The organism is Priestia sp. ABM2_011 (assembly GCF_056158845.1).
Window position 1 is genome coordinate 4,984,087 of the sequence record NZ_JBSWUB010000001.1, and the last position, 21,638, is coordinate 5,005,724.

The window sequence follows — 21,638 nt, forward strand, 5'->3', positions numbered from 1 at the left end:
TTCTCACACCGACAAAATAACACCGGACGTCTCTGACAGGTAAATCTTTTTATTTTTCAAAGTCAACGAGGTAGTGATGCAGCAAGTGACGGTTTTGTTCATTGTATAAGTACGCATACACAGGACGTCCTATTGTGCCGTAAGTCATTCTTTCTCCAAGAAGACCTATATCTGTTAGAAATTTTAAATATTTTCGAATAGACACTCTTGAAATTCCCGTTTTTTCAGCCACATCATCGGTCGAAAAAGGGTGATCTTTAAGATGCACAATGGCTTCTACGATGACTTCTAATGTTCCTGTCGTTAGACCCTTAGGCAACGGCTCTACCGGAGCTTCTTTTATTTTTTTATTAGACAGCAGCCCGTCTAATTCCTGTTGATTAAGCTGAGGTTGCTGTTTTAACGTACGAAATGTTTGTTTATAAGCCGAAAGTGCTTGATAAAAGCGTTCAAATGTAAAAGGCTTAATCAAATAATCAATCGCTCCATAGCGTAAAGCTTGCTGAATCGTTTGGGCATCCGAAGCAGCGGTGATAAAAATGACGTCTATTTCCTCTTGCTTTGTTCGAATCTCTTGTAAAACTCTCAAACCATTTTGCCCAGGCATAAAGATATCAAGCAGTACTAAATCAACTTGATATTCATTTACCTTCACTAAGGCTTCATGACCCGAATGAGCAACAGCGACCACTGTAAACCCCTCTATCTCTTCAATGTACTTTTGATTAAACTGAGCAACCATTGGGTCATCTTCAACAATTAATACTTTAATCAACTTGATCTCTCCTTGTTTCGTACGGAATATCAATATAGAATGTGGTGCCGCTATTTATAAATGAGTCAATAACGATTTGGCCACCTAGTTCATCAATCGTTTGCTTCACTAAATGCAGCCCAAACCCTCTGCTCGTTCCTTTTGTAGAAAAGCCTTTCTTGAAAATCTGATTCATTGTATCGGAAGGAATGCCGCAGCCTGTATCCGTAACTTGAATCGTAAGCTTATTGTTTTTATACACAAGCATAATGGACACTTTTTTAGAGGCTTGATGACAAACTGAATCAATTGCATTATCAATTAAATTTCCAATAATGGTAATGAGATGATGAGTAACGTGTGGATTCTGAAGGTTCTGGAATAACTTCATCAGCGGAAAACGTCAGTTCTACGCTTTCCTCTCTAGCATAACTCATTTTGCCCATGAGAAACCCTGCCAACGCATGATCTTTAATAGATTTAGTCACTGAACTAGATTCATCGACACGATGATTAACAAGCTGATGAATATACGTTTTTAGCTCATCATAATAATTCATCTGCACCATTCCTAAAATCACATGAAGTTTATTCATAAATTCATGCGATTGTGCTCGAAGCGCTTCCACATACATTTTAACACCTGTTAGCTGTTCTGCTAAGATATTAACTTCTGTTTTATCCCGAAACGTAGAAAGTGCTCCTACAATCTCTTCGTTTACCACTAGCGGAACCCTATTAACTACAATGGCTACTCCATTTATGACTTGCTCTTCATCATAATGAGATTCCCCCGTAGACAAAACGTCGTCCAATCTGGAGGTGGGCATATATTCTCGAATAGACAAACCGATTGGCTCTGGTGCTAACCCTGCTTTAACAAATAAGCGGCGTGCAGAACGATTAGCAAGTGTAATATTACCTTCTTTATCAACAGCTATCACTCCTTCACGAACCGACTGCAGCATGGTGCTTCTCTCTTCTAGAATTTTAGCAATTTCAGAAGGTTCCAAGCCAAATAAAATTTTCTTTATGTAATTCGCTAATAAAATAGCACCAAGAACGCCTACAAGTAAGCCAATTAATGAACCTAAAACAATTCGACGATGCCCATCTCTAATCGCTTCATTTACATTATTCAAAGAAATCCCCACAGCCACTGCGCCAATTTGTTGATTTTTTTCATTATAAATAGGTGCAAAAGCGCGCAGAGATTTATCAAGCGTTCCTTTTGATACAGATACATAAGATTTCCCGTGCAATGATTTTTGCTCATCGCCTCCGGCAAACCTCTTTCCTATCTTTTTAGGATCTGGGTGAGATTGGCGGATTCCATTCATATCTATAACAACGATAAACAAGACGCTTGATTTTTTACGAATTCGTTCAGTAAATTCCTGAATTGACTGAGGTGTTTTTGTCTCTAGTCCTTTTTTCACGTTCGTTGATTCTGAAATAATTGTAGCAATAGTCCGAGCTTTTTCAGCCTGTTGATCTCGGATGTTTTTTCCAATTGAACTGCTAACTAATAAATCCGTTAACAATAGCGATAGAATTACCACCATGCATACAAGCAGCACCGTGATGCTTCGCAGCCCCATTCTTCCGTGTTTCACATTCTTCCCTCGCTTCCCTGCTTTCCTTGTTTATAGCACAAGAAAAAGATCTTATCTAGAGGCAGATAAGATCTTCGCTTATTTAATTTCATTTTTACTGAGTTGATGAACATTTATACAGGAAGGTTAACAATCTACTTTATAGTTTAGGTCCTTTTCGATATTTGAACCATCCCATTTTATAAAAGGCAAAGACCATTACGCCTACAAGCCCAATCATAATGCCCAGTACAATAAAATAATTATATTTTCCCGTCAGTTCCGGCATATATGAAAAGTTCATGCCATAGAGGCCAGCAATAAACGTCAACGGTAAGAAAATAGCTGACATCAGCGTTAGCGTAAACATGATTGAATTCATACGATCCGAGTTGATGGACATAAAGCTTTCTCGAATATCATTTGACAAATCCCTGCTTGCTTGCATAATTTCAATCATATTTAATAGGTGGTCATAAATATCATTAAAATAGCGAACCTGCTCTTTTGCTTTTAACGCATTGGTTGACATAATACGATACATTAAATCTCTCATGGGGTTTAAAATCCGGCGCATTCGTGACAAATCACTTCGGATGTCATAAAGCTGCCTCATTAGTTCATCCATAGGTTCGTCTTTTGCATTGTCTTCAATGTCGTCTATGTGATCTTCAAATTTATAAAGCACAGGGAAGTATTCATCAACGGTATGATCTAAGAGTTCATACATGATATCCCATGTTCCATCTTCGGTAGCCTCAGGGTCTTTTTTGATAAGCTCCCACACTCTAGCCACGCTCGTTAGCTTGTCCAAGTGGTAAGTGACTAAAAAGTTATCCCCCACAAATGCAGATACTTCTAAGTGCTCAAGCTCTTCTTTATGAAGTGCATAATACACTAAAAAATAATGCTCATCATACAACTCAAATTTAGCCCGCTGACCTTGATTCAAACAGTCCTCAACTGCTAAAGGATGAAAATTAAATTGTTCAAGCTGCTTTTTTTCTTCCTCGGTGGGATTGTAAAAATCAACCCAATACCATTGAAAGTCATGGCTTGAACGAATCTCATTCATTTCTATCTCTTTAATAGCTCCTTCTTTGGTTTTAGCTACAATTTTAATCATAAGATAACCTCTGTCTTTTTTGATACTATTCTCTGCACATACCCTTTTTACCATTTTGTTAAACTTTTTTCTTTTAATGTACGCCTTTTCTTGTCTATACATACGATGATGGTGACGACAAGAGAACAAAACGGTGAGGAGGTATATCCATATGTATGAATTTTACTCCCGGCATGAAGAATATTGGGAAGATGATACAAGACTAGACGAACAGCTTTTAAGAGATATAAACAAAGCTGTAAACGATGAGTTTTCCGCTATTCACTACTATACACGCCTAGCAGAGCTGGCTCCTAATGATCAGTTTCAACAAGCTATATTAGGTATTCGGCAGGATGAAATTAAACACTTTGACTGGTTTTCTAAAGCCTATTATGATTTATCAGGCAGCTACCCACAGATTTCATTAAACATAAAACTGCCAAATACTTTTCAAGAAGGGGTCTCTGAATCCATTAAAGATGAAGTAGAAACCGTTCCATTTTATCAATCAATCGCTAGAAGAATCACAAATGCTCGAATTCAAAGCCGCATTGTTCGAGCTGCGAGCGATGAACAGCGCCACGGTCAAATTTTTCGAACCATTCAGTCCCACTTCTCATACTAAATAATACGCTTGCCACTGCAAGCGTATTATTTAGTATGGTTTTATTATTATCTCTTACTTTGTAGCATTAAATTCTTCTTTAATTTTTTGGAGCAGCGTTTGATTGGTTAATACGTCATACCCTGTTAATGCCATTGTTTTTGCACCAAGTATCATTGCTTCTCTTCCTTGCTCACTTAAAGCTGCTTCTCTAAATTCGTGCGTATGACAAACAAAATAATCATCACAAATTTGAATATACGGATGAATAGCCGGAACAACCTGACTCACATTCCCCATATCTAAAGATCCATGATCGCCTTGGTCTTCCGTAATGCTTTGCTCGCTCACACCTAATGAGATGAGATTATTTGTATAGACGTCGGATAATGTTTGATTCGTTTGCATATCATCATAAGAAAACTCATAGTTTGAGATTTTTAATTTTGTTCCTGTCGCTAAAGCAGCACCATGTGCACATGCCTTCACCTTATCTGTTACTTCATCTACATATGCACGAGTTGAAGCGCGAACATAAAATTGTGCTACTGCATAATTCGGTACAACGTTGGCCGCCTTGCCACCCTCTGTAATCACTCCATGAATACGTACATCCGGCTTCACATGCTGGCGAAGCGCATTAATGCTATTGAACGTTTGTAATACACCGTCTAGTGCATTGATTCCTTCATGAGGGGCAGCGGCTGCATGTGCAGATTTTCCGAAGAACTCAAACTGAATCGCATCCATCGCAAGAGAACGCCCGCTTTTTTGATGACAGTAATAAGGGTGCACCATCATAGCTACGTCTAAATGATTAAAAATACCTTGTTCAGCCATCGTTACTTTGCCGCCTCGTGTTTCCTCTGCAGGCGTTCCGTATACGTATATTTTACCGCCCGTTTTTGCGACTGCTTTACTCAGACCAATACCAGCGGCAATTGACATGGTTCCAATTAAGTTATGTCCGCATGCGTGTCCGAGATCCGGCAAAGCATCGTACTCTGCCATAAACCCAATCGATGGACCTGGCTTTTGACTGTCATAAACAGCGGTAAAAGCCGTTGGCAAGTCACATGTACCAATTTCAACTGTGAACCCTTGTTCTTTTAAAACATCTGTTAATGCTTTGCAAGCCTTAAATTCTTCATGGCCAAGCTCAGGATTTTGTCCAATATATTTGCTTACATCATAAAATGTATCCTGTAATTTATTAATTGTTTCATTTATTAATTGTTTCATTAGTTGTACTCCTCTTTTAAATATTTAAACAAATTATAGTATATTTATTCGTTTTTTGAAAGCTAGTTTTTAAGACGTGTTTTCCTATCACCTTAATATGCCTTATAATTAAACTACTAACTGTTTTAAAGAAGGTATGCATAATGATTAACGTAAAAAAATTTAATTTTTTAGGCGGTCGTATTATTAAAACAGGCATTGCCGTTTTTTTGACTGCACTCATTTGTCAGTCCGTTGGCTGGCCGTATATGCTCGCTGTTATTACAGCCATTGTTACGATTGAACCAACCGCTGCGGATTCTATCAAAAAAGCGTTCATTCGCTTTCCTGCTTCAGCAATTGGAGCTGCTTTTGCCATGATTTACACATTTCTTTTAGGCGTAACGCCGCTTACCTATATGCTTGTTGCTGTTTCTACTATTATATCCTGTTATAAATTGCGTTTACATGCCGGAACACTCGTTGCAACGCTAACAGGAGTGGCTATGCTGACGATTGTGCACGACCATTATTTCATATCATTTTTAATTCGCCTAGCGACCACTAGTATTGGGCTGCTTACTTCTTCACTTGTAAATATCATTGTTCTTCCTCCTAATTATACACCGATTATTACGAGGAAAATTCAAAATCTCTCAAAACAAATGAGTAGCGTCTTACAGCAAAGAGGAAGCGAACTTTCTCAAGTACACGCTTGTCATAAACAAACAAAGCTTCAATTTCAGCAGCTTTCTGCTGAAATTGAAAAAATTGAGACGCTTTGTGAGTATCAGCGAAAAGAATGGAAATTTCATCATTTCACTCGTACAGCTATGAGAAAATTCCACTATGAATATAAGAAACTTTCTCTTATGAGGCAGCTTGTCTACCATATTGGTAATTTAATTTATTTGCCCGCTCATCAGCTGCAAAGTGCAAAACATCAAGTGATTTGGGACACTTTCACTTCCTTTCATAAAGTCTTACAAAATGAACAATATAAAAGCTCTTTGCAGCATCAAACGCTTGTTTTGACTTTAAAACAAAGGTTTTGGGCACATAAGCAGGAAGAAAACAGAGTGGATCAGCCTTTTTCAACAGAAACAACCATGCTGTACGAACTTCTTGCGATTCATCACCTGCTTGAAGAACTACACCGTATTCATCGTTTGAAGGAACGCTATAACTTAAACAATTCGCCTGTCTCACTTTCTTCATAAAAAAATCCTCACAAATGTGAGGATTTTCTTGTTTACGAAACTTGTGACTCATCTTTCTTATATTCTTTCTCCCAGTAGTCCGCATTTTTAATTCCTAGCTTAACAGGATCAAATACGGGGTCTACCCCTTGTTTTTTCTGAGCTTCATAGTCTTTTAATGCAACTAACGCAGGCTTAGCTAAAATTAAGATAGCAATTAAATTTAGCCATACCATAATACCAAGTCCTGCATCACCTAACGCCCAAGCTAATGAGGCTTGTTTCACTGACCCGTAGAACGTAGCTCCCAGCAGGACAAGTTTTAATGCAAACATAGCCCACTTCCCGTTCTTTCCGCGAGTTAGATAAGCAATATTTGTTTCAGCAATGTAATAATAAGCCATGATCGTTGTAAACGCGAAAAAGAATAGGGCAACTGCCACGAAGCCAGCTCCAAACCCCGGCAACACTGTTTCAATAGCAGCTTGTGTAAATCCAGGTCCTGCTTCTACACCCGGTAAATTTGAAATAATAAATGAACCTCCCGGTCCTTCCGTGTTGTACATGCCTGTGAATAAAATCATAAACGCTGTTGCTGAACAAACGAACAGTGTATCAATATAAACCGAAAAAGCTTGTACAAGACCTTGTTTCGCCGGGTGTGAAACTTCTGCTGCAGCTGCTGCGTGCGGCCCCGTTCCTTGTCCTGCTTCGTTTGAATAAATGCCGCGCTTCACTCCCCAAGAAACAGCTAAACCAACGATTCCTCCAAAAGCAGAATCTAATGCAAAAGCACTTTTAAAAATAAGAGCGATAACTCCCGGCAACTCCGAAATGTTCATGGCAATAATAATAAGAGCTAAAATAATATACCCAAGTGCCATAAAAGGTACAACGAATTGGGCTACCCCTGCAATACGCTTAACGCCTCCAAAAATAATAAAAGCAAGAATAATAACTAATCCTACTGCTGTAACCGTTGGACTAACACCAAATGCATTGTCGATGCCAAGCGCGATGGAATTGGACTGAACGCCCGGCATTAAGATACTCATCGCAACAAGGGCTGCAATGGCAAATAAAATGCCATACCATTTCATACCTGTTCCTTTTTCAATGTAGTACGCTGGACCACCTCGATATTGGCCATCTTGCTTAACTTTATAAATTTGAGCCAGTGTTGATTCGATGAATGCACTAGAAGCACCAATAAAAGCAACTGCCCACATCCAAAATACAGCCCCTGGACCTCCAAAAGCGATAGCTGTCGCAACTCCAGCAATATTTCCTGTTCCAACTCGTCCCGACAGCGCTAAAGACAGTGCTTGGAAGGAAGAAACTCCTGCTTCTGAGCTTTTACCCTGAAACATCAGCATAACCATGTCTTTTAAGTGTCGTACCTGTAAAAACCTTGTTAAAATCGAGAAAAACAGGCCAATCGCAAGACACCCATAAATAACAGGCGTGCTCCATAGCACATTATTCAAACTCGTTACAAATTGCTCCAAACGATAACCCCCTTATTTTTTGATTCAGACTATTTTAAATTATAAGTTAAATTATAAATTTTAACAATAAAACTCTAAATTAAAACTTTTTTTTAGTTAAAATACACAAAAAAAGTTATAAACCCCTCAAAAACATCCAATAAGAAATCGTTTACACTCCATAATTATTGCTCTCAAAAAAGAGATATCTGCACCTTTCTTCTCAAGAACACATAGGCTATAGGAGTTATTTTCTATTAGAAGGTGTGAAAAACAATGATGAGAATCGAGCCTTTATTTTATCGTTCTTTAGCTCTAGACCTTCTTTATGCGTGCGTCTTAGCTTATAAGCAATACGCACAGGGAGGCACATTTGATGTACCTGAAGGCTACCGGCTTATTAAATCGTTTAAAGCTTCTGCCGTAGGGGTGCAAGAATGGTTTGGTTTTATTTTAGAATCTGATGACTCTATCGTAATTGCCTTTCGAGGAACTCAATCTGAGGCAGATTGGATTGCTGATGCTCGCATTAGGCAGCGCCCCTATCCATACAATCAACGAGCTGGGCTCGTTCATGAAGGTTTTTTAGCCGTTTACGAATCATGCCGTGATGAAATTTTTGAAACATATAAATCGCTTCCCACCAAGCCCATTTATATAACGGGGCATAGCCTAGGTGGCGCACTCGCTGCTCTTCATGCCTTAGATGTCGCCACAAACGCATCTTTTCCGGAAATTACAATGTACAACTACGGAGCTCCTCGAGTAGGGGATCCTCAATTCGTTCAAACATACACAAATCTTGTTTCAAATAGCCGCTGTTTTGTTAACACGACGGATACGGTTCCTAAAATCCCTCCGAAGCGACTCTATTCCCCTTCCACCAAGCAAACAATTTATTACGATCAAGACCCTCTGCAACTCTCATTTACCATCCAAACAGGCTCTACCGTAGGGAACCATAATCCCCAAACATACAGTGTTGGGATATGGATGATGTCGGATTACCCTATTTTGGTCCAAAAATAAAAAAACAGGCGGAATGCCTGTTTTTTTATGCGCCAATTGCTGTTTTGATTTCTTCTATTTGTTCTTGGTGACGCTTTTCATGATAGCCAATAAAATCAATCCATTGCTTTAAATCCATTAACCCAAACACAGGATGTGGAAACGATTTTTGCTTTAGGTTTTCTTCACTGGCTGTTTCTTCTAACTCTACTAAAGCCGCTCTTGATTCCGCCAGCTTACTCTTCATTTCTTCTAATGTCTGATTTTCATTAGAAGGCGTAACTTGAGCCGGTGCATCTACTTTTCGAGAACGGTCTACCGCTAAATGAAACGGCTTATCTTCGGTTGGCTGATCTACACCGTTTTCTAACTGATCCTTTACACGTGAAACAATCATGCGCTCCATCAAATATAAATGTTCTAATACTTGCATAACGCTCCATGTATTAGATGCTGGCTGCTGATTTAATTGTTCATATGTTAATGATTCTACACTGTTCAATACATCATTTCGAAACTGTTCATTTTTGTTCATTGTTCATCCTCCTCTAGGATTCCTCTAGCTTATCGTATCAAAAAACTCTTCTATATAAAAAGGATATCCCTTTACTTAACCATGTTTTAGCTGCAATTGTTTCACGTGAAAAAAATATTTTTTCTATTTGACATAGATCAACTGAAGTGTTATATTTAGATTTCTGGCTTTTCTTTAAGAGCTGGACATAGTGAAAGTAACTTGAAAGGATGTATCGTACAATGCAAGGTAAAAATACTGGCATTCGACACATGTCTTTGAACAAAACTTATTCACACTGGATCGGCTTCGGAGCCGTAAGGATGCAAGAGAGGTAGGGCTTGCGTCGTTTAGGTTAATCGATCATGTGGAAAAACAAACCGCGGCAATGGATGAAATCCATGCAAGCACAATCAATGCTAATTGTGCCCTAACAACAATGAAACATACAAAAACCGTAATCATGGATTTTATAAAGAAAGTAATCATTTTGTTTTTACACTTGCAAAAAGCAAGTTACTGATAAGAAACACGAACAAAAGCGAGCAGATGCATCTGCTCGCTTTTTTAATGATGATTTTTTATTTACTTTATCATTTCTTTTTTTAGGGAATCTTATAAAAAAGCCAAAACCAATATGGTTTCGGCTTTTTTCTTATTGCTCTGCTAGTACATCAGCAAATGCTTTTGCATAAGGAGGAAGGTCTGGCGGACGGCGGCTTGAAATGATGTGGCCGTCGATTACGACTGCTTCATCATGCCAAATAGCTCCCGCATTTTCCATATCATCTTTGATTCCTGGCGTACTTGTTACGTTTCGGCCATCTAAGATTTTTGCAGAGATTAATACCCATCCTGCATGGCAGATTTGGCCGATTGGCTTTTGCTGTTCATCCATATGACGAACCATTTCAATTACTTCAGGGTAGCGGCGCAGTTTATCCGGCGCCCAGCCTCCAGGTACTAAAATAGCGTCATATTCAGCTGGATCAACATCTTTAAATGCATAGTCCGATACGGCTGGAACACCGTATTTCCCCATGTACGTTTCGTTTGCTTTTTCTCCAACTAAATGTACTTCTGCTCCTTCTTCGCGAAGACGCATCACTGGATACCATAGTTCTAGATCTTCAAAGTCTGCACTAACAAGCGCAATAACTCTTTTATTTTCTAAGCGCATCGTAACACCTCCGCCATCAGTATAGCATGTTGGAGAATAAGATTGAAAATAAGGAACTAAATTGTACATAATTAAAGGATTTTTCAAGTGCCCTTCAGAAATTTTTTGTATGCCAAATGATCTAATTTTATATTTTTACTTGACTGGGAACAAACATCACACTACAATGTGTAGTGTGATGTTCATAATGTTGTAAAATTATCCAAATAAGAAAGACTTTATTTAATTGCTACATTTCTTTTTACGGGCTTTTACACTACATAATGTAGTGTTTTTCAAATACACTTAAAGGAGGAAGTAAAGTGAATAAAAACGTCGAAATTGGATCGCTTATTATTCGTTTAGTATTAGGTTTTACATTTTTAGTACACGGCTTTCAAAAATGGCAAGGGGGAATTGAAAATACAGTAGGCTTCTTCGATAGCTTAGGAATCCCTGGTTTCATGGCATATATTGTGGCAACAATTGAACTTGTAGGTGGGGTTCTGATTATTCTTGGTCTAGCAACAAGAGTCGTAGCTGCTTTATTTGTGGCAGTTATGCTTGGCGCTATTTTTACAGCCAAGCTTAAAAGCGGATTCGTTGGCGGGTTTGAGTTTGATATTGCCTTAATTGCCACGTCTGCTCACTTATTTGTTGCAGGAAGCCAGTTCCTTGCTCTTGATAAAGTGGTATTTAAAAAGAAAGAAACTGCTTTTTCTCTTCAAGAAGAAAGCAGTAAATAAAAAAGAAAGCTTATACTCTCCCAATATAAGCTTTCAGGTTAGTCCCGCCGTTTGAGGCGGGCTTTTTTTATATTTGAAGCAGCAAATTCGCAAATAAAGAAGAACGCTCGGACAACGTATCAATTTGAATATGTTCATATTCTGCATGTATTCCTTTTCCGCATGCTCCTAATCCATCCAACGTGGGAATGCCAATAGCCGCTGTAAAATTGCCATCACTTCCGCCTCCAACAGCTGCTTCTTCTAATTTCATACCCAGTTTGGCCGCAATTGACTGAGCGCATTCAAATAACTCTTCCGTTTGTTTAGACTTAACCATTGGAGGACGATTCATGCCTCCTGTTACTTCAATCTTAATCCCTTTTAAAATGGGCGTTAAATTCAAAATAATATCCGTCATACGTTTTGCTTCTTCTTCTGTAGAAACACGTAAATCCACGTGCGCTTCTGCATATTCCGGCACTACATTTGTACCGCTGCCTCCGGTAAATGTCCCAACGTTCACCGTTGTACCTTTTTCATAATCGGTTAAGCTCTGCAGAAAAATCACTTGGCGCGCTAGCTCTTCAATAGCATTGATTCCTTCTTTGTGGTGATTACCAGCGTGGGCTGCTCGTCCCCACACCTTTACGGTGAAAATCCCCGCTCCTTTGCGCGACGTTTTTAACGCACCTGAACCCGCCACCGCAGGTTCTGCTACTAGCACTGCTTCACTTCTTTGTGCTTCTTCTTCTATATATTTTTTAGAGGAAATTGATCCAATCTCTTCATCTGAATTGCAAAAAAACACAATTTTTTTATCCAGCGATAAGCCAAGCTCTTGAATCGCTTTAATCGCCCATATAGATTGTATAATGCCGCCTTTCATATCTAAAATTCCCGGACCATAAAGCTTGTTTCCTTCTGTTCTTAGACTCAGCCTTCCCTTTTCCCATACCGTGTCAAAGTGACCGATAATTAAAAGCTGCTTCTCTCCTTCTCCAATCGTAAATTTCAAGTGGTTTCCTACTTCTTTTTCTTCTATGATTTCATACCCTACGCCTAAACGCTTCTGAAACAGCTGCGTTAAATACATTCCACACTGATCCACTAACTCTTTACTGTAGGACGGTGATTCTTTTTTCACAAATCCAACTAAATCTTCGAGCATCTCTTGTTCATGTTCTTTTAAATAACTAAATACGCTTTGTTCTACCATTACCTGACTCAAATCAATTCCTCCTCCAAACAACCCCTGCTGCTTGTGCATTCATTGCTTTTATTTATCGTACGTATGAGTATGTTCTACGTTTCACATAACGACCTTAAATTATCCTTAATTATAATGGTTTTCAGACAATTTTCCATCCTTAAAATACAGATAATACTTTAACTTATTCATAACCGACCGAAAATAGCCATAAACTTCAACAAATTTATACAAAAAAGCTTCAATCTTCAACAGATTAAAGCTTTCATTTTATTAATTGACATTTATTTTGATATTTTTCCCTTTTGACTTCACACTTACAAATACAAACATAGACACTAAAAAAATAAACAAAATAACGCCAACCATTTCAAAGTTTACTTCGGCCCATGGATTAAAGAAAGTGAATGCTAAGTAGAAGGACACCCCATATGCGAGGATAACAATAACCCAGCCCATCAAGCGGGAAGCAGATTGCCCAAACTTACTCGATTCATTCACCATTTTATGTACAATCAGTGAATCGATTGTATCTGTCAGCATCATACCAAACATAAATACTAGTCCTAATAAAAGCGGCGTATATTTGCCTGCGTTCCCTACAGCTAGAGACCACACGGCCGTTTGACTGACCGTTTCAGCTGCTAGGGCAAACAGCGCTCCTACAAGAATAATTAAAAAAGGATTCGTTGTTCCTTTTGCGATTTTCGGAATAAACTTCCCTTTTAACCCGCTCACCTGAAACTCTTCTTCTTTGTTTTTAGTTCGAAGCAAATGATATGTGTTTAATGTCCCAATCAGAAAGAGAGAGATGATAGATACCCAAGATGCAAAATGATCGAAATATGCTGGAAACGTAAAATTCTTCATCACTACGCCCAGCACCCCGGCCGTGACGGCCACCATTCCTCCATGACCGAGTGAAAACAGCGTTCCGACCCACGGGGCAAAACGGCTGCCCATTCGCCAATTATATCGGGTCTGGCCATCAATAAAAGCTAAGTGATCTGCATCTAATCCGTGCCTGATTCCTAATAAAAAGACAAGTAAAAAAACTGATAAACCTTCCATTTCCTACACTCCTTTTTTTAAAATAAAACGTAAAAAAGCCTCAATTCTATAGAAATTGAGGATGTGTCGGCATATGAAAATAAACAGTAATTGCTCACTGCGTACCTTGATACACCGCCTCTTTCCTAGAAGAGTCAAGTGTACAGAATAGGTAGGTCTCCTGGCTTGAGATCATCATTTTCTACCGCCTTCCCCGTTTTGAGTGACGATAAGATAGAAAACTCCCTGCTTACAGTGGCTGGACCGCTCGAGATTTGCACTCGATTCCCTGTTACCTCTTACGCTATGTAAGAGCACCTAAACTGTGCGAATGATTCATTTTCTTCCTCATTATACTAGTACTCCTTACAAATGAATAGAGAAAATTCAAATAAAAAAGCCCTGCTAAGCTTTACATGCTTAACAGGGCTTTTTAAAGCAATTAAACTACTTCTACCGTTACGTCTACGTTGCCGCTGATTGCTTTTGAATACGGGCAGTATGAGTGGGCTAGGTCTACATATTTTTTAGCTGTTTCTAAATCTAAGCCTTCGATATGAGCTTCAAGCGCTACAGCAATTTTTACTCCTTGATCAGCTTTATCTGGAAGCAGCTGAACCGTAGCTTTTACTTCACTGCTTTTAATTTCTACGTTATGTTTTTTCAACATAAATTCTAACGCACTGTTGAAACAAGCACTGTATCCAGCTGCAAATAGCTGCTCTGGGTTTGTTGCTGTTGTTGCTTCTCCACCAAGCGCTGGAGGTGTTGCAACGTCTAAATTAAAGATATTATCTAAAGAATGAACTTCTCCTGTTCTTCCACCTGTGTTAACGACTGTCGTTTCATATAAAGCTTTCATGTATAAATCTCTCCTCTTTTTTAGTAATTTTATTAAAATTTTTTATTTATCGTTTCTGCAATTTAATTGTACACAATTTAATTTTAAAAAACAAGTGTTAAATACATTAAAAATTTCCCAATAAAAAAAGCCGCGTATATGCGACTTTTTCTTAATAATATTGAGACTGTTCGTCATAAGCTGATTTTCGAAAAATAGACAAGTTGGTAATAGCCCTCATCAGTTTCGTATTAAAAATAACATAATGAATAAACAGCGCCAGCACGCAGCCTAGAATAGCTCCTGTTAACACATCGAATGGATAGTGAACGCCAACCCATACGCGTGAAAATGCAATGAGTGCACCCATGACAACCCACATGCGCCCTGAACGTTTGAAATGCAGCCAGATGGTAAAAGTGATAACTAATGCAGATGTAGCATGATCGCTTGGAAATGAAGAATTCGCGGCGTGATCAATAAGCTGATTCACGTGGTGAGAGATAAACGGACGATCTCGATAAGCAAATAAACTAATCACTTTATTGATAATGACTCCTGTGGCACAAGCACATAAAGCTTGAAATGCTACAACACGGCTGCCGTTTTTATTAATAAGTAAAAACAAGCCGAGTAAAACAATAAGTACATACTGGGCATAATCTGCAAAGAATACCATTAGCGAATCTACAAACTTCACATGCGAGGCATACTGATTCACCGCATGGAAAATGGTATAGTCTACTGAATTAATAGCTGATAACATAATCGAAATCCTTTCTTATTTTTAAATGTCATTAGCTATCTTATCAGTTTCTTGGGAAAATGAACATTATTTCTCGGGCTATTATTGATATATTTAGTAAATAACCATTGATTTCCTTATCATTTATACACCCCGAATCTCTCCATGCTATAATGTACGCAACTATACATAGACACAAGGGGGAATTTTTTTGAGTAAAGGCAGAATTTTAATTGTAGAAGATGAACGCAAAATTGCTCGTTTGATTCAGCTCGAGCTTGAACACGAAGGGTACGAAACGGGCATGGCTTATACAGGGACAGAAGGATTGGCAGAGTTTCAAGCACATGATTGGGATTTGCTGCTTTTAGATGTGATGCTTCCTGAATTGAGCGGACTCGAAGTACTGCGTCGCATTCGAGCAAACGATGATCAGACGCCCGTTATCTTATTAACCGCTCGAGACGCCCTTCCTGATAAGGTAAGCGGACTAGATTTAGGAGCGAACGATTACATTACAAAGCCCTTTCAAATTGAGGAGCTTTTTGCACGTATCCGCGTCTGGCTTCGCCATCCTGCATCAGCATCTCCTGCTGAAAAAGAAGCAGATACTCTGCAGCTAGGAACTTTAGTTGTGAATGAAAAAACGCGAGAAGTCACGCGTGAAAATGAAGCTATTGAGCTGACTCCTAAAGAATATGATTTGCTTGTCTATATGCTTCAAAACAACAATCAAGTGCTAAGCTTTGAACAGCTTCTTACAAACGTGTGGGGATTTGATTACTACGGCGACACGAATATTGTATACGTATACATTCGTTATTTGCGCAAAAAAATTGATGCTCCATTTTCAACACCCTACATTCAAACAGTGCGGGGCGTTGGCTATATGCTTAAGGAGTAGCTCATGAAACTGCAAACAAAGATTATCCTTACATCAACTGTGCTGCTTTTTATTCTGCTAGTGATTGCGAACAGCTCGATTTACTTCATTTTCAAGAAAACCATGGAAGACAATGCAATTGAACGTTTGCAAGCAGAAACAAGCAACGTAACACATGGTCTAAAACAAACAAGTTCGACGGTTAAACAAGCCAATTTGCTTCGTGCCTATTTGCCTCCTAACGGAATGATTCGTATTTTGCCTAAATCAGGGAGGCCTTTAGTTGTATCGGTTACTGATCAAACGAAAGAGCTTCAGGACTTATCCTATTCTTATTATTCAAATGAACAAACAACCATCAAAGAAGACGACGGCCACCTATACGCAATTTCGCATACTCCGGTCATTTGGACGAACGGTGAAGTCGTTTCTTTAGAAGTCACGGAACAACTCGAAGACGTGGAACAATCTTTACAGACGTTAAAATTCATCTTGCTTATTGCCTCTCTTGTTATATTAATTCCGACCATATTTGCCGGACGGCTTTTAAGTAAAATCATTTTGCGGCCTATCAAATCTCTTATTCATACTATGGAAGAAATTCAAGTGTCTCGCACATTCAAAAAAATCGCTCTCTCTTCCTCTTCTAAAGATGAGTTAGATCAAATGGCCAACACCTTCAATAATATGATGGATTTATTAGAGGAAAACTATAAAAAGCAAGAGCAGTTCGTATCCGATGCTTCTCATGAATTAAAAACACCCCTGACCGTGGTAGAAAGCTATGCCAATATGCTAAAACGATGGGGGATGAAGCGTCCAGATATTTTAGAAGAAGCCATCGAAGCCATTCACTCTGAGTCTTTACGCATGAAACAGCTTACGTCTCAAATGCTGGTGCTTGCGAAAGATGAGTCGCAGTGGGAGCTTCACATGGAACACGTAGATGCGGCGGCCGTCTGTAACCAAACAATCAAGCATCTAGAACAAGCTTTTGAACGAACCATTTATTTAAATATAAAAACGGATCATCCCGTCGTAACAGCGGATGAAAAACGCTTAAAGCAGCTGCTGTACATCCTCTTAGATAATGCCATTAAATATAGTGAAAAAGCGGTAGAGGTAACCATAACAAGAAGCGAAAGCTTTATGATTACGGTCACAGATCAAGGAATTGGTATTCCAAAAGAAGATTTATCAAACGTGTATGAACGCTTTTTTCGCGTAGATAAAGCAAGAAATCGAGAAACCGGTGGTTCAGGGCTTGGGTTATCCATTGCTCGAAAGATTGTAGAAGCCCATAGCGGACGTATTGAGATTAGCAGCGATGAAGGCAAAGGGACATCCGTAACGGTTTGCTTTCCTCTTTGATTTCTCACCGTTTCTTAGAGATTTTTAAGAATTGCCTGCTATACTATTTTTCATAATACTGGAGGTGAATGTATGAAGAAAACGGTGCTTTTTATACTTATCTTTCTTGCTGTTGGTTCAGCTTGCTTTTATGGAATAGCAAAAGCAATGAATCGATCTGATACCATTTTATCCGAGTCTGAAATCAGCCGTATGATTCAGCAGAAATATGGCGGCACAATTGAAAATGCAAGCTTTTCTCAAAAAGATGATGAACCGATTTATCTAATTACTTTGCTTAAAGGTGATATTCCATACCACATCACAGTAAATGGAGAAAATGGAGAAGTCCAGTCATTAATCAAACAAAAAGTAGAGAAACAAACGTCTACTCAAACTAAAAATGATACAGAAAAAGAACAAAAAAAGAGCGAGCAGCCACCCGTTTCTCCTACATCCGACGAGCCTCTCATTTCAATGGAACAAGCAAGAGATATTGCTTTACAAAAAGTAAAAGGAACGTTTTCCTCAGTTGAAATAGAAGAGGAAGAAGGCCAAACCTTCTACGAAGTCGAAATTGATCAGTCTAAAACAAGAGAAGCTAAAGTAATGATAAACGCTTACTCTGGGCATGTAGATTCCATCACCTACGAAAATGACGACGACTAAAAGTACAGCGGAAAGCTGTGCTTTTTTTATACACCTTTATTTATTTCTAAGAAAATTTTAAACTTCTTCTTCTTTTCCTTTAAAGTTCATGGGCTAATATAGTCTTAACAACAAATCAAGGAGGCCGTAACATATGAAAGTTATTACAACTGTTTTAGCCAGTGCAGTATTAGTCGGTGGATTAGGTGCAAGTGCATATGCCATGACGGATCAGTCTAAAAGCAATGACAAGAAGCAAACCACAACGATTGAAGAAGCAAAGGCAAAAGACATTGCTCTTCAAAAAACAGAAGGCGGTGACATTACAAATATCCAATTAGCCGTAGATGACGGCGTTAAACAATATGAAGTAGACATCACAAAAGGTAATAAAGAATACGATGTAGATATTGACAGCAACAGCGGTAAAATCATTGAATTTGATGAAGAACAAAAAGACGATGAAGATAAGAAAGAAGAGAATCTTCAAAACGTTTCCCCTGCTGTTTCATTAGATCAAGCGATAAAAACAGCTTTAAAAAGTGCTAAAGGAACCGTGAATGAAACGGATTTAGAACAAGAAAACAACCGTTTAGTATATGAAATTGAAATTGACACAGCCGATAAACGTGAAGCAACTGTTTCAATAGATGCCAAAAACGGTGACGTAATCAGTGTAGAAATAGATGATTAATAGAAAAAGCACGCTCCAAAAGGAGCGTGCTTCTTTTTTATACCGCTAATTTAATAACCGTTAACACAATACCAATCAAGAATCCACATAGAGCTCCGTTCACTCGAATCCACTGCAAATCTTTTCCGACATTGTTTTCCATCATATCCACAAGCGTTTCATCATCTAATTTATCTAAGTTTTCTTGAACAAGCTGCCCAATTTTTGAATGATTCTCGTCTACAAAACTCATGATTTGCTTTTGAATAGCCGTATCAATTGCTTCTTGACGCTGTGCATCCCCTTCAAGAGCATTCAGCCAGCTCTCTACGTAAGGAACGGCGTAGCTTTTCATAAATTCAGGGCTTTCAATAAATGCCGTCACTTTCGCTTTCATTTTATCGACGATTTCTGTTAATTTATTCGTTACATTTAATTCATTAATCGTTTTTTGTTTCCATGCTTCTAATTTCTCAAGAAGCTCTTCATTGTGCTCCAAGCCTTGCAGCTCTTTTCTAATTCCATTTACCAAAGCAAGGCGATATTCATCATCTTCATTACGAAGACGACCTGTAATAGAAAGCAGTAGATTTTGCAAAATAGACCCTAGCTTCTCTTCGTTAATCATGCTTTGAAATGATTTGAGAGCAAATTGTAAAATACCGTCAAGCTCAATATTATCAAGCGCATTTTTAGCAATACTTCCGAGCTGATACTGCGTTTCTTCTTTTTTAATCCAGCCCTCTCCCTTATTTAAAAGAACATCAAGTGCTTTTTCATCATACTGATTTCTAACCACTTCTCCAACAACCGAATGCACAATAGGCTTTAACTCTATTGCTGAAAGCGATGACTTGAGCTCTTTTTCAATAATAGGAACTACTTTCTCTGTATCCACACGATTAATCGCATCAACAAGCAGTGCTGTTCCTTTTTGTTGAATCGTTTCCGAATGAACACCTTTTCGAACAATCGGAAGCAAACGCTTTGTAAACGCAATTCTTTTTACTTTTTCTTGAATGCTTTCTTTTGACAGCCAGTCGTTTTCAAGCGTTGAGACTAACCCTTTTGTAATACGCTGCCTGTTTTTAGGAAGCAGCGCAGTGTGTGGAATAGGAATGCCTAAAGGGTGACGAAAAAGAGCCGTAACTGCAAACCAATCCGCTAAGCCCCCGACTAATCCAGCTTCGAACCCACCTTGAAGCAACCGACCCCAAATTGAATCACCAAAAGGCATGGTGGCAACGAAGCCCACTCCCATAATCGCCAAAGAAATCGTGGCCAAGTGCTTTGATTTCTTTTTTGGGTTTGTTGTAAATACATTATTTGATTCCATTGTAGTCCTCATCCTTTATTTATTTAACTAAACATTTCATCTAGAAATATGTAACGTGATACAGAAATTTTCGCAAAAAAAGAAAGACAAGCTTTTACCCTCGTCTTTCTAGTATATTGCCTTTTTGCTATACTTCAAACTTTTTTTCTTTTCGACTTTTATTAATAAATGAAAAAATGAGGAGTACGACCAGGATAACCGCACATACGCTTGATCCAATCACATTGTTTTTGTTAAACATAAACGATACAAAAATAACAAGCAGTGCTGCTGTTGCAAAGAGCGTTGTATAAGGAAACCACTTTAAGGCAAAAAACGGCTTTTCTTTATACCCTTTACGCAGCTTTAATTGAGCTAAACAAATGCTCACCCAAATGAGAATGATCGTGAAACCTGGAATAGTCATTAAATAACTAATTACATTATCCGGCGTCTTATAGGCTAAAAACAAACCTATTAAAATACAAGCAGCCGTAATCATCAAACCGTTAATCGGAATGCCATTTTTTGAAACTTTCAAGAAGCGCTTGGATGCTTCTCCGCTTTGAGCCATAGCATAGAGCGTACGCGAAGTTGCATACATCCCTGAATTGGCTGCTGATAAAACGGCCGTCAATAAAACGAAGTTCATAATGTGAGCCGCACCTGGCAGACCGGTAATACTAAACACTTGCACAAAGGGACTGTCTTGCCCCGATACAGAATTCCAGGGCATAAGGCCGCAAATAATTAAAATAGGCAAAATATAAAAGCCAATCACTCGCCATACTGTGCCTTTAATTACTTTCGGTAACACGTTTTTTACATCTTTTGTTTCCGTTACGGCCACACCAATTAGTTCAGCTCCCCCGTAAGAGAACATCACAATTAAAAAGGCGCTCAGCACACCGCTCATGCCGTGAGGGAAAAAGCCTCCATGAGCCGTATAATTTGCCCAAGGATTTTGCACATCGCTTGGAATTACACCGAATAAAATGAAAGCTCCCAAAATGATAAAAGCAGTAAGAGCAATTACTTTAATACCGGCAAACCAAAACTCAATTTCTCCGTAATACTTCACTTGAAATAAATTCATCCCTACAATCAGCACTGCACAGAGAAAGCTTAAGAGCCAAAGAGGTACAGAAGGGAACCAAAACTTCAAAAAGCTTCCTCCCGCAAGCAGTTCAACAACCGTCACAACAATCCAGTTCACCCAGTACAGCCACCCTACAATGAAAGAGGTTTGCGTACCGAATGCCTTATGCACTAAATTTTGTACGTTCATATTCGGATAGACAATTGCCATCTCCGCTAGTGCCGTCATTACAATAAATAAGATAAGGCCGCCAAATAAATACGCAAGTACAACACTTGGTCCTGCAATACCTAGCGTGTCAGCGCTACCTTTAAAAATGCCTGTCCCAATCATGCCGGCAAGTGCAATGAGCTGCACATGACGAGGCAACAGACCTTTTTTTAAATTTTGATCTTGTTTTTCCATAATGCCCGTCCCTTCTGTTCATTTTACGTGTTAGTTTAACCAAAT

At 38.7% G+C, this 21,638-nt stretch carries 20 protein-coding genes, 1 pseudogene and 1 riboswitch; of the genes and pseudogenes, 8 read left to right on the forward strand and 13 right to left on the reverse strand.

All coding sequences use genetic code 11. The features are described 5' to 3' along the window. Nucleotides 1-49: 49 nt before the first annotated feature. The 3 genes and pseudogenes from ACXAE4_RS26220 to corA all read right to left on the reverse strand — a co-directional run bounded on the left by ACXAE4_RS26220 (nucleotide 50) and on the right by corA (nucleotide 3,475). Nucleotides 50-775: a response regulator gene (locus tag ACXAE4_RS26220; protein ID WP_028412480.1), complete on the reverse strand. Its 726-nt coding sequence runs from the start codon at nucleotides 773-775 to the stop codon at nucleotides 50-52. Next, nucleotides 768-2,355 (reverse strand): annotated as a pseudogene (gene dcuS, locus ACXAE4_RS26225) (DcuS/MalK family sensor histidine kinase). The gene ACXAE4_RS26220 and the pseudogene dcuS overlap by 8 nt, the downstream one beginning before the upstream one ends. Before the next feature lie 154 nt (nucleotides 2,356-2,509). After that, entirely contained in the window at nucleotides 2,510-3,475 is a 966-nt protein-coding gene (corA, locus tag ACXAE4_RS26230) for a magnesium/cobalt transporter CorA (protein ID WP_028412482.1), read from the reverse strand. Nucleotides 3,476-3,626: 151 nt separating this feature from the next. Here corA and ACXAE4_RS26235 point away from each other — a divergent pair, with 151 nt between their 5' ends. Continuing rightward, nucleotides 3,627-4,082 (forward strand): ferritin-like domain-containing protein, encoded by a 456-nt coding sequence (locus ACXAE4_RS26235; protein ID WP_028412483.1) that lies wholly within the window; start codon nucleotides 3,627-3,629, stop codon nucleotides 4,080-4,082. 54 nt (nucleotides 4,083-4,136) lie between these two features. Here ACXAE4_RS26235 and ACXAE4_RS26240 read toward each other — a convergent pair whose 3' ends face one another. After that, nucleotides 4,137-5,303, reverse strand: a complete 1,167-nt coding sequence (locus ACXAE4_RS26240; protein ID WP_155010624.1) for a M20 family metallopeptidase — start codon at nucleotides 5,301-5,303, stop codon at nucleotides 4,137-4,139. A gap of 143 nt (nucleotides 5,304-5,446) precedes the next feature. On the opposite strand from ACXAE4_RS26240, the gene ACXAE4_RS26245 reads away from it, so the two are divergent. Further along, nucleotides 5,447-6,502: an aromatic acid exporter family protein gene (locus ACXAE4_RS26245; protein ID WP_028412485.1), complete on the forward strand. Its 1,056-nt coding sequence runs from the start codon at nucleotides 5,447-5,449 to the stop codon at nucleotides 6,500-6,502. A gap of 32 nt (nucleotides 6,503-6,534) precedes the next feature. On the opposite strand, the gene ACXAE4_RS26250 is transcribed toward ACXAE4_RS26245, so the two are convergent. Further along, a complete protein-coding gene (locus tag ACXAE4_RS26250) occupies nucleotides 6,535-7,989 on the reverse strand; it encodes an alanine/glycine:cation symporter family protein (protein WP_028412486.1) in 1,455 nt (484 codons plus the stop codon). Nucleotides 7,990-8,244: 255 nt separating this feature from the next. Here ACXAE4_RS26250 and ACXAE4_RS26255 point away from each other — a divergent pair, with 255 nt between their 5' ends. After that, nucleotides 8,245-8,997 carry a lipase family protein gene (locus tag ACXAE4_RS26255; protein WP_034327418.1) on the forward strand — a complete coding sequence of 251 codons (753 nt, stop codon included), beginning with the start codon at nucleotides 8,245-8,247 and terminating at the stop codon, nucleotides 8,995-8,997. 25 nt (nucleotides 8,998-9,022) lie between these two features. Here ACXAE4_RS26255 and ACXAE4_RS26260 read toward each other — a convergent pair whose 3' ends face one another. After that, nucleotides 9,023-9,511: a DinB family protein gene (locus tag ACXAE4_RS26260; RefSeq protein ID WP_028412487.1), complete on the reverse strand. Its 489-nt coding sequence runs from the start codon at nucleotides 9,509-9,511 to the stop codon at nucleotides 9,023-9,025. A 634-nt stretch (nucleotides 9,512-10,145) separates the two neighbouring features. Next, nucleotides 10,146-10,670 carry a type 1 glutamine amidotransferase domain-containing protein gene (locus ACXAE4_RS26265; protein ID WP_013055087.1) on the reverse strand — a complete coding sequence of 175 codons (525 nt, stop codon included), beginning with the start codon at nucleotides 10,668-10,670 and terminating at the stop codon, nucleotides 10,146-10,148. A gap of 302 nt (nucleotides 10,671-10,972) precedes the next feature. On the opposite strand from ACXAE4_RS26265, the gene ACXAE4_RS26270 reads away from it, so the two are divergent. After that, nucleotides 10,973-11,395 carry a DoxX family protein gene (locus ACXAE4_RS26270; RefSeq protein WP_289578676.1) on the forward strand — a complete coding sequence of 141 codons (423 nt, stop codon included), beginning with the start codon at nucleotides 10,973-10,975 and terminating at the stop codon, nucleotides 11,393-11,395. A gap of 67 nt (nucleotides 11,396-11,462) precedes the next feature. Here ACXAE4_RS26270 and ACXAE4_RS26275 read toward each other — a convergent pair whose 3' ends face one another. The 4 genes from ACXAE4_RS26275 to ACXAE4_RS26290 form a co-directional block, all read right to left on the reverse strand. Then, nucleotides 11,463-12,626 (reverse strand): M20 family metallopeptidase, encoded by a 1,164-nt coding sequence (locus tag ACXAE4_RS26275; protein ID WP_034327426.1) that lies wholly within the window; start codon nucleotides 12,624-12,626, stop codon nucleotides 11,463-11,465. A gap of 231 nt (nucleotides 12,627-12,857) precedes the next feature. After that, a complete protein-coding gene (locus ACXAE4_RS26280) occupies nucleotides 12,858-13,655 on the reverse strand; it encodes a HoxN/HupN/NixA family nickel/cobalt transporter (RefSeq protein ID WP_028412490.1) in 798 nt (265 codons plus the stop codon). A gap of 133 nt (nucleotides 13,656-13,788) precedes the next feature. Beyond that, nucleotides 13,789-13,971, reverse strand: a riboswitch (cobalamin riboswitch). A 105-nt stretch (nucleotides 13,972-14,076) separates the two neighbouring features. After that, nucleotides 14,077-14,496 carry an organic hydroperoxide resistance protein gene (locus ACXAE4_RS26285; protein WP_028412491.1) on the reverse strand — a complete coding sequence of 140 codons (420 nt, stop codon included), beginning with the start codon at nucleotides 14,494-14,496 and terminating at the stop codon, nucleotides 14,077-14,079. Nucleotides 14,497-14,647: 151 nt separating this feature from the next. Beyond that, a complete protein-coding gene (locus tag ACXAE4_RS26290) occupies nucleotides 14,648-15,241 on the reverse strand; it encodes an undecaprenyl-diphosphatase (RefSeq protein WP_028412492.1) in 594 nt (197 codons plus the stop codon). Between the two features lie 190 nt (nucleotides 15,242-15,431). Here ACXAE4_RS26290 and ACXAE4_RS26295 point away from each other — a divergent pair, with 190 nt between their 5' ends. The 4 genes from ACXAE4_RS26295 (at nucleotide 15,432) to ACXAE4_RS26310 (ending at nucleotide 18,795) form a co-directional block, all read left to right on the forward strand. After that, nucleotides 15,432-16,124 (forward strand): response regulator transcription factor, encoded by a 693-nt coding sequence (locus ACXAE4_RS26295; RefSeq protein ID WP_154974135.1) that lies wholly within the window; start codon nucleotides 15,432-15,434, stop codon nucleotides 16,122-16,124. Nucleotides 16,125-16,127: 3 nt separating this feature from the next. Then, nucleotides 16,128-17,474 carry a HAMP domain-containing sensor histidine kinase gene (locus tag ACXAE4_RS26300; protein WP_108674360.1) on the forward strand — a complete coding sequence of 449 codons (1,347 nt, stop codon included), beginning with the start codon at nucleotides 16,128-16,130 and terminating at the stop codon, nucleotides 17,472-17,474. 72 nt (nucleotides 17,475-17,546) lie between these two features. After that, a complete protein-coding gene (locus tag ACXAE4_RS26305) occupies nucleotides 17,547-18,122 on the forward strand; it encodes a PepSY domain-containing protein (RefSeq protein WP_028412500.1) in 576 nt (191 codons plus the stop codon). A 133-nt stretch (nucleotides 18,123-18,255) separates the two neighbouring features. Next, on the forward strand, nucleotides 18,256-18,795 hold the full coding sequence (locus ACXAE4_RS26310) for a PepSY domain-containing protein (RefSeq protein WP_155010622.1): 540 nt from the start codon (nucleotides 18,256-18,258) through the stop codon (nucleotides 18,793-18,795). 37 nt (nucleotides 18,796-18,832) lie between these two features. Here the strand turns inward: ACXAE4_RS26310 and ACXAE4_RS26315 are convergent, their stop codons facing one another. Further along, complete coding sequence (locus ACXAE4_RS26315; protein WP_034327421.1) at nucleotides 18,833-20,110, reverse strand: DUF445 domain-containing protein; 1,278 nt, start codon at nucleotides 20,108-20,110, stop codon at nucleotides 18,833-18,835. A 127-nt stretch (nucleotides 20,111-20,237) separates the two neighbouring features. Beyond that, the gene (locus tag ACXAE4_RS26320; RefSeq protein WP_028412503.1) at nucleotides 20,238-21,593 is read right to left on the reverse strand and encodes an amino acid permease; all 1,356 of its coding nucleotides are present in this window, start codon (nucleotides 21,591-21,593) and stop codon (nucleotides 20,238-20,240) included. Nucleotides 21,594-21,638: the final 45 nt, after the last annotated feature.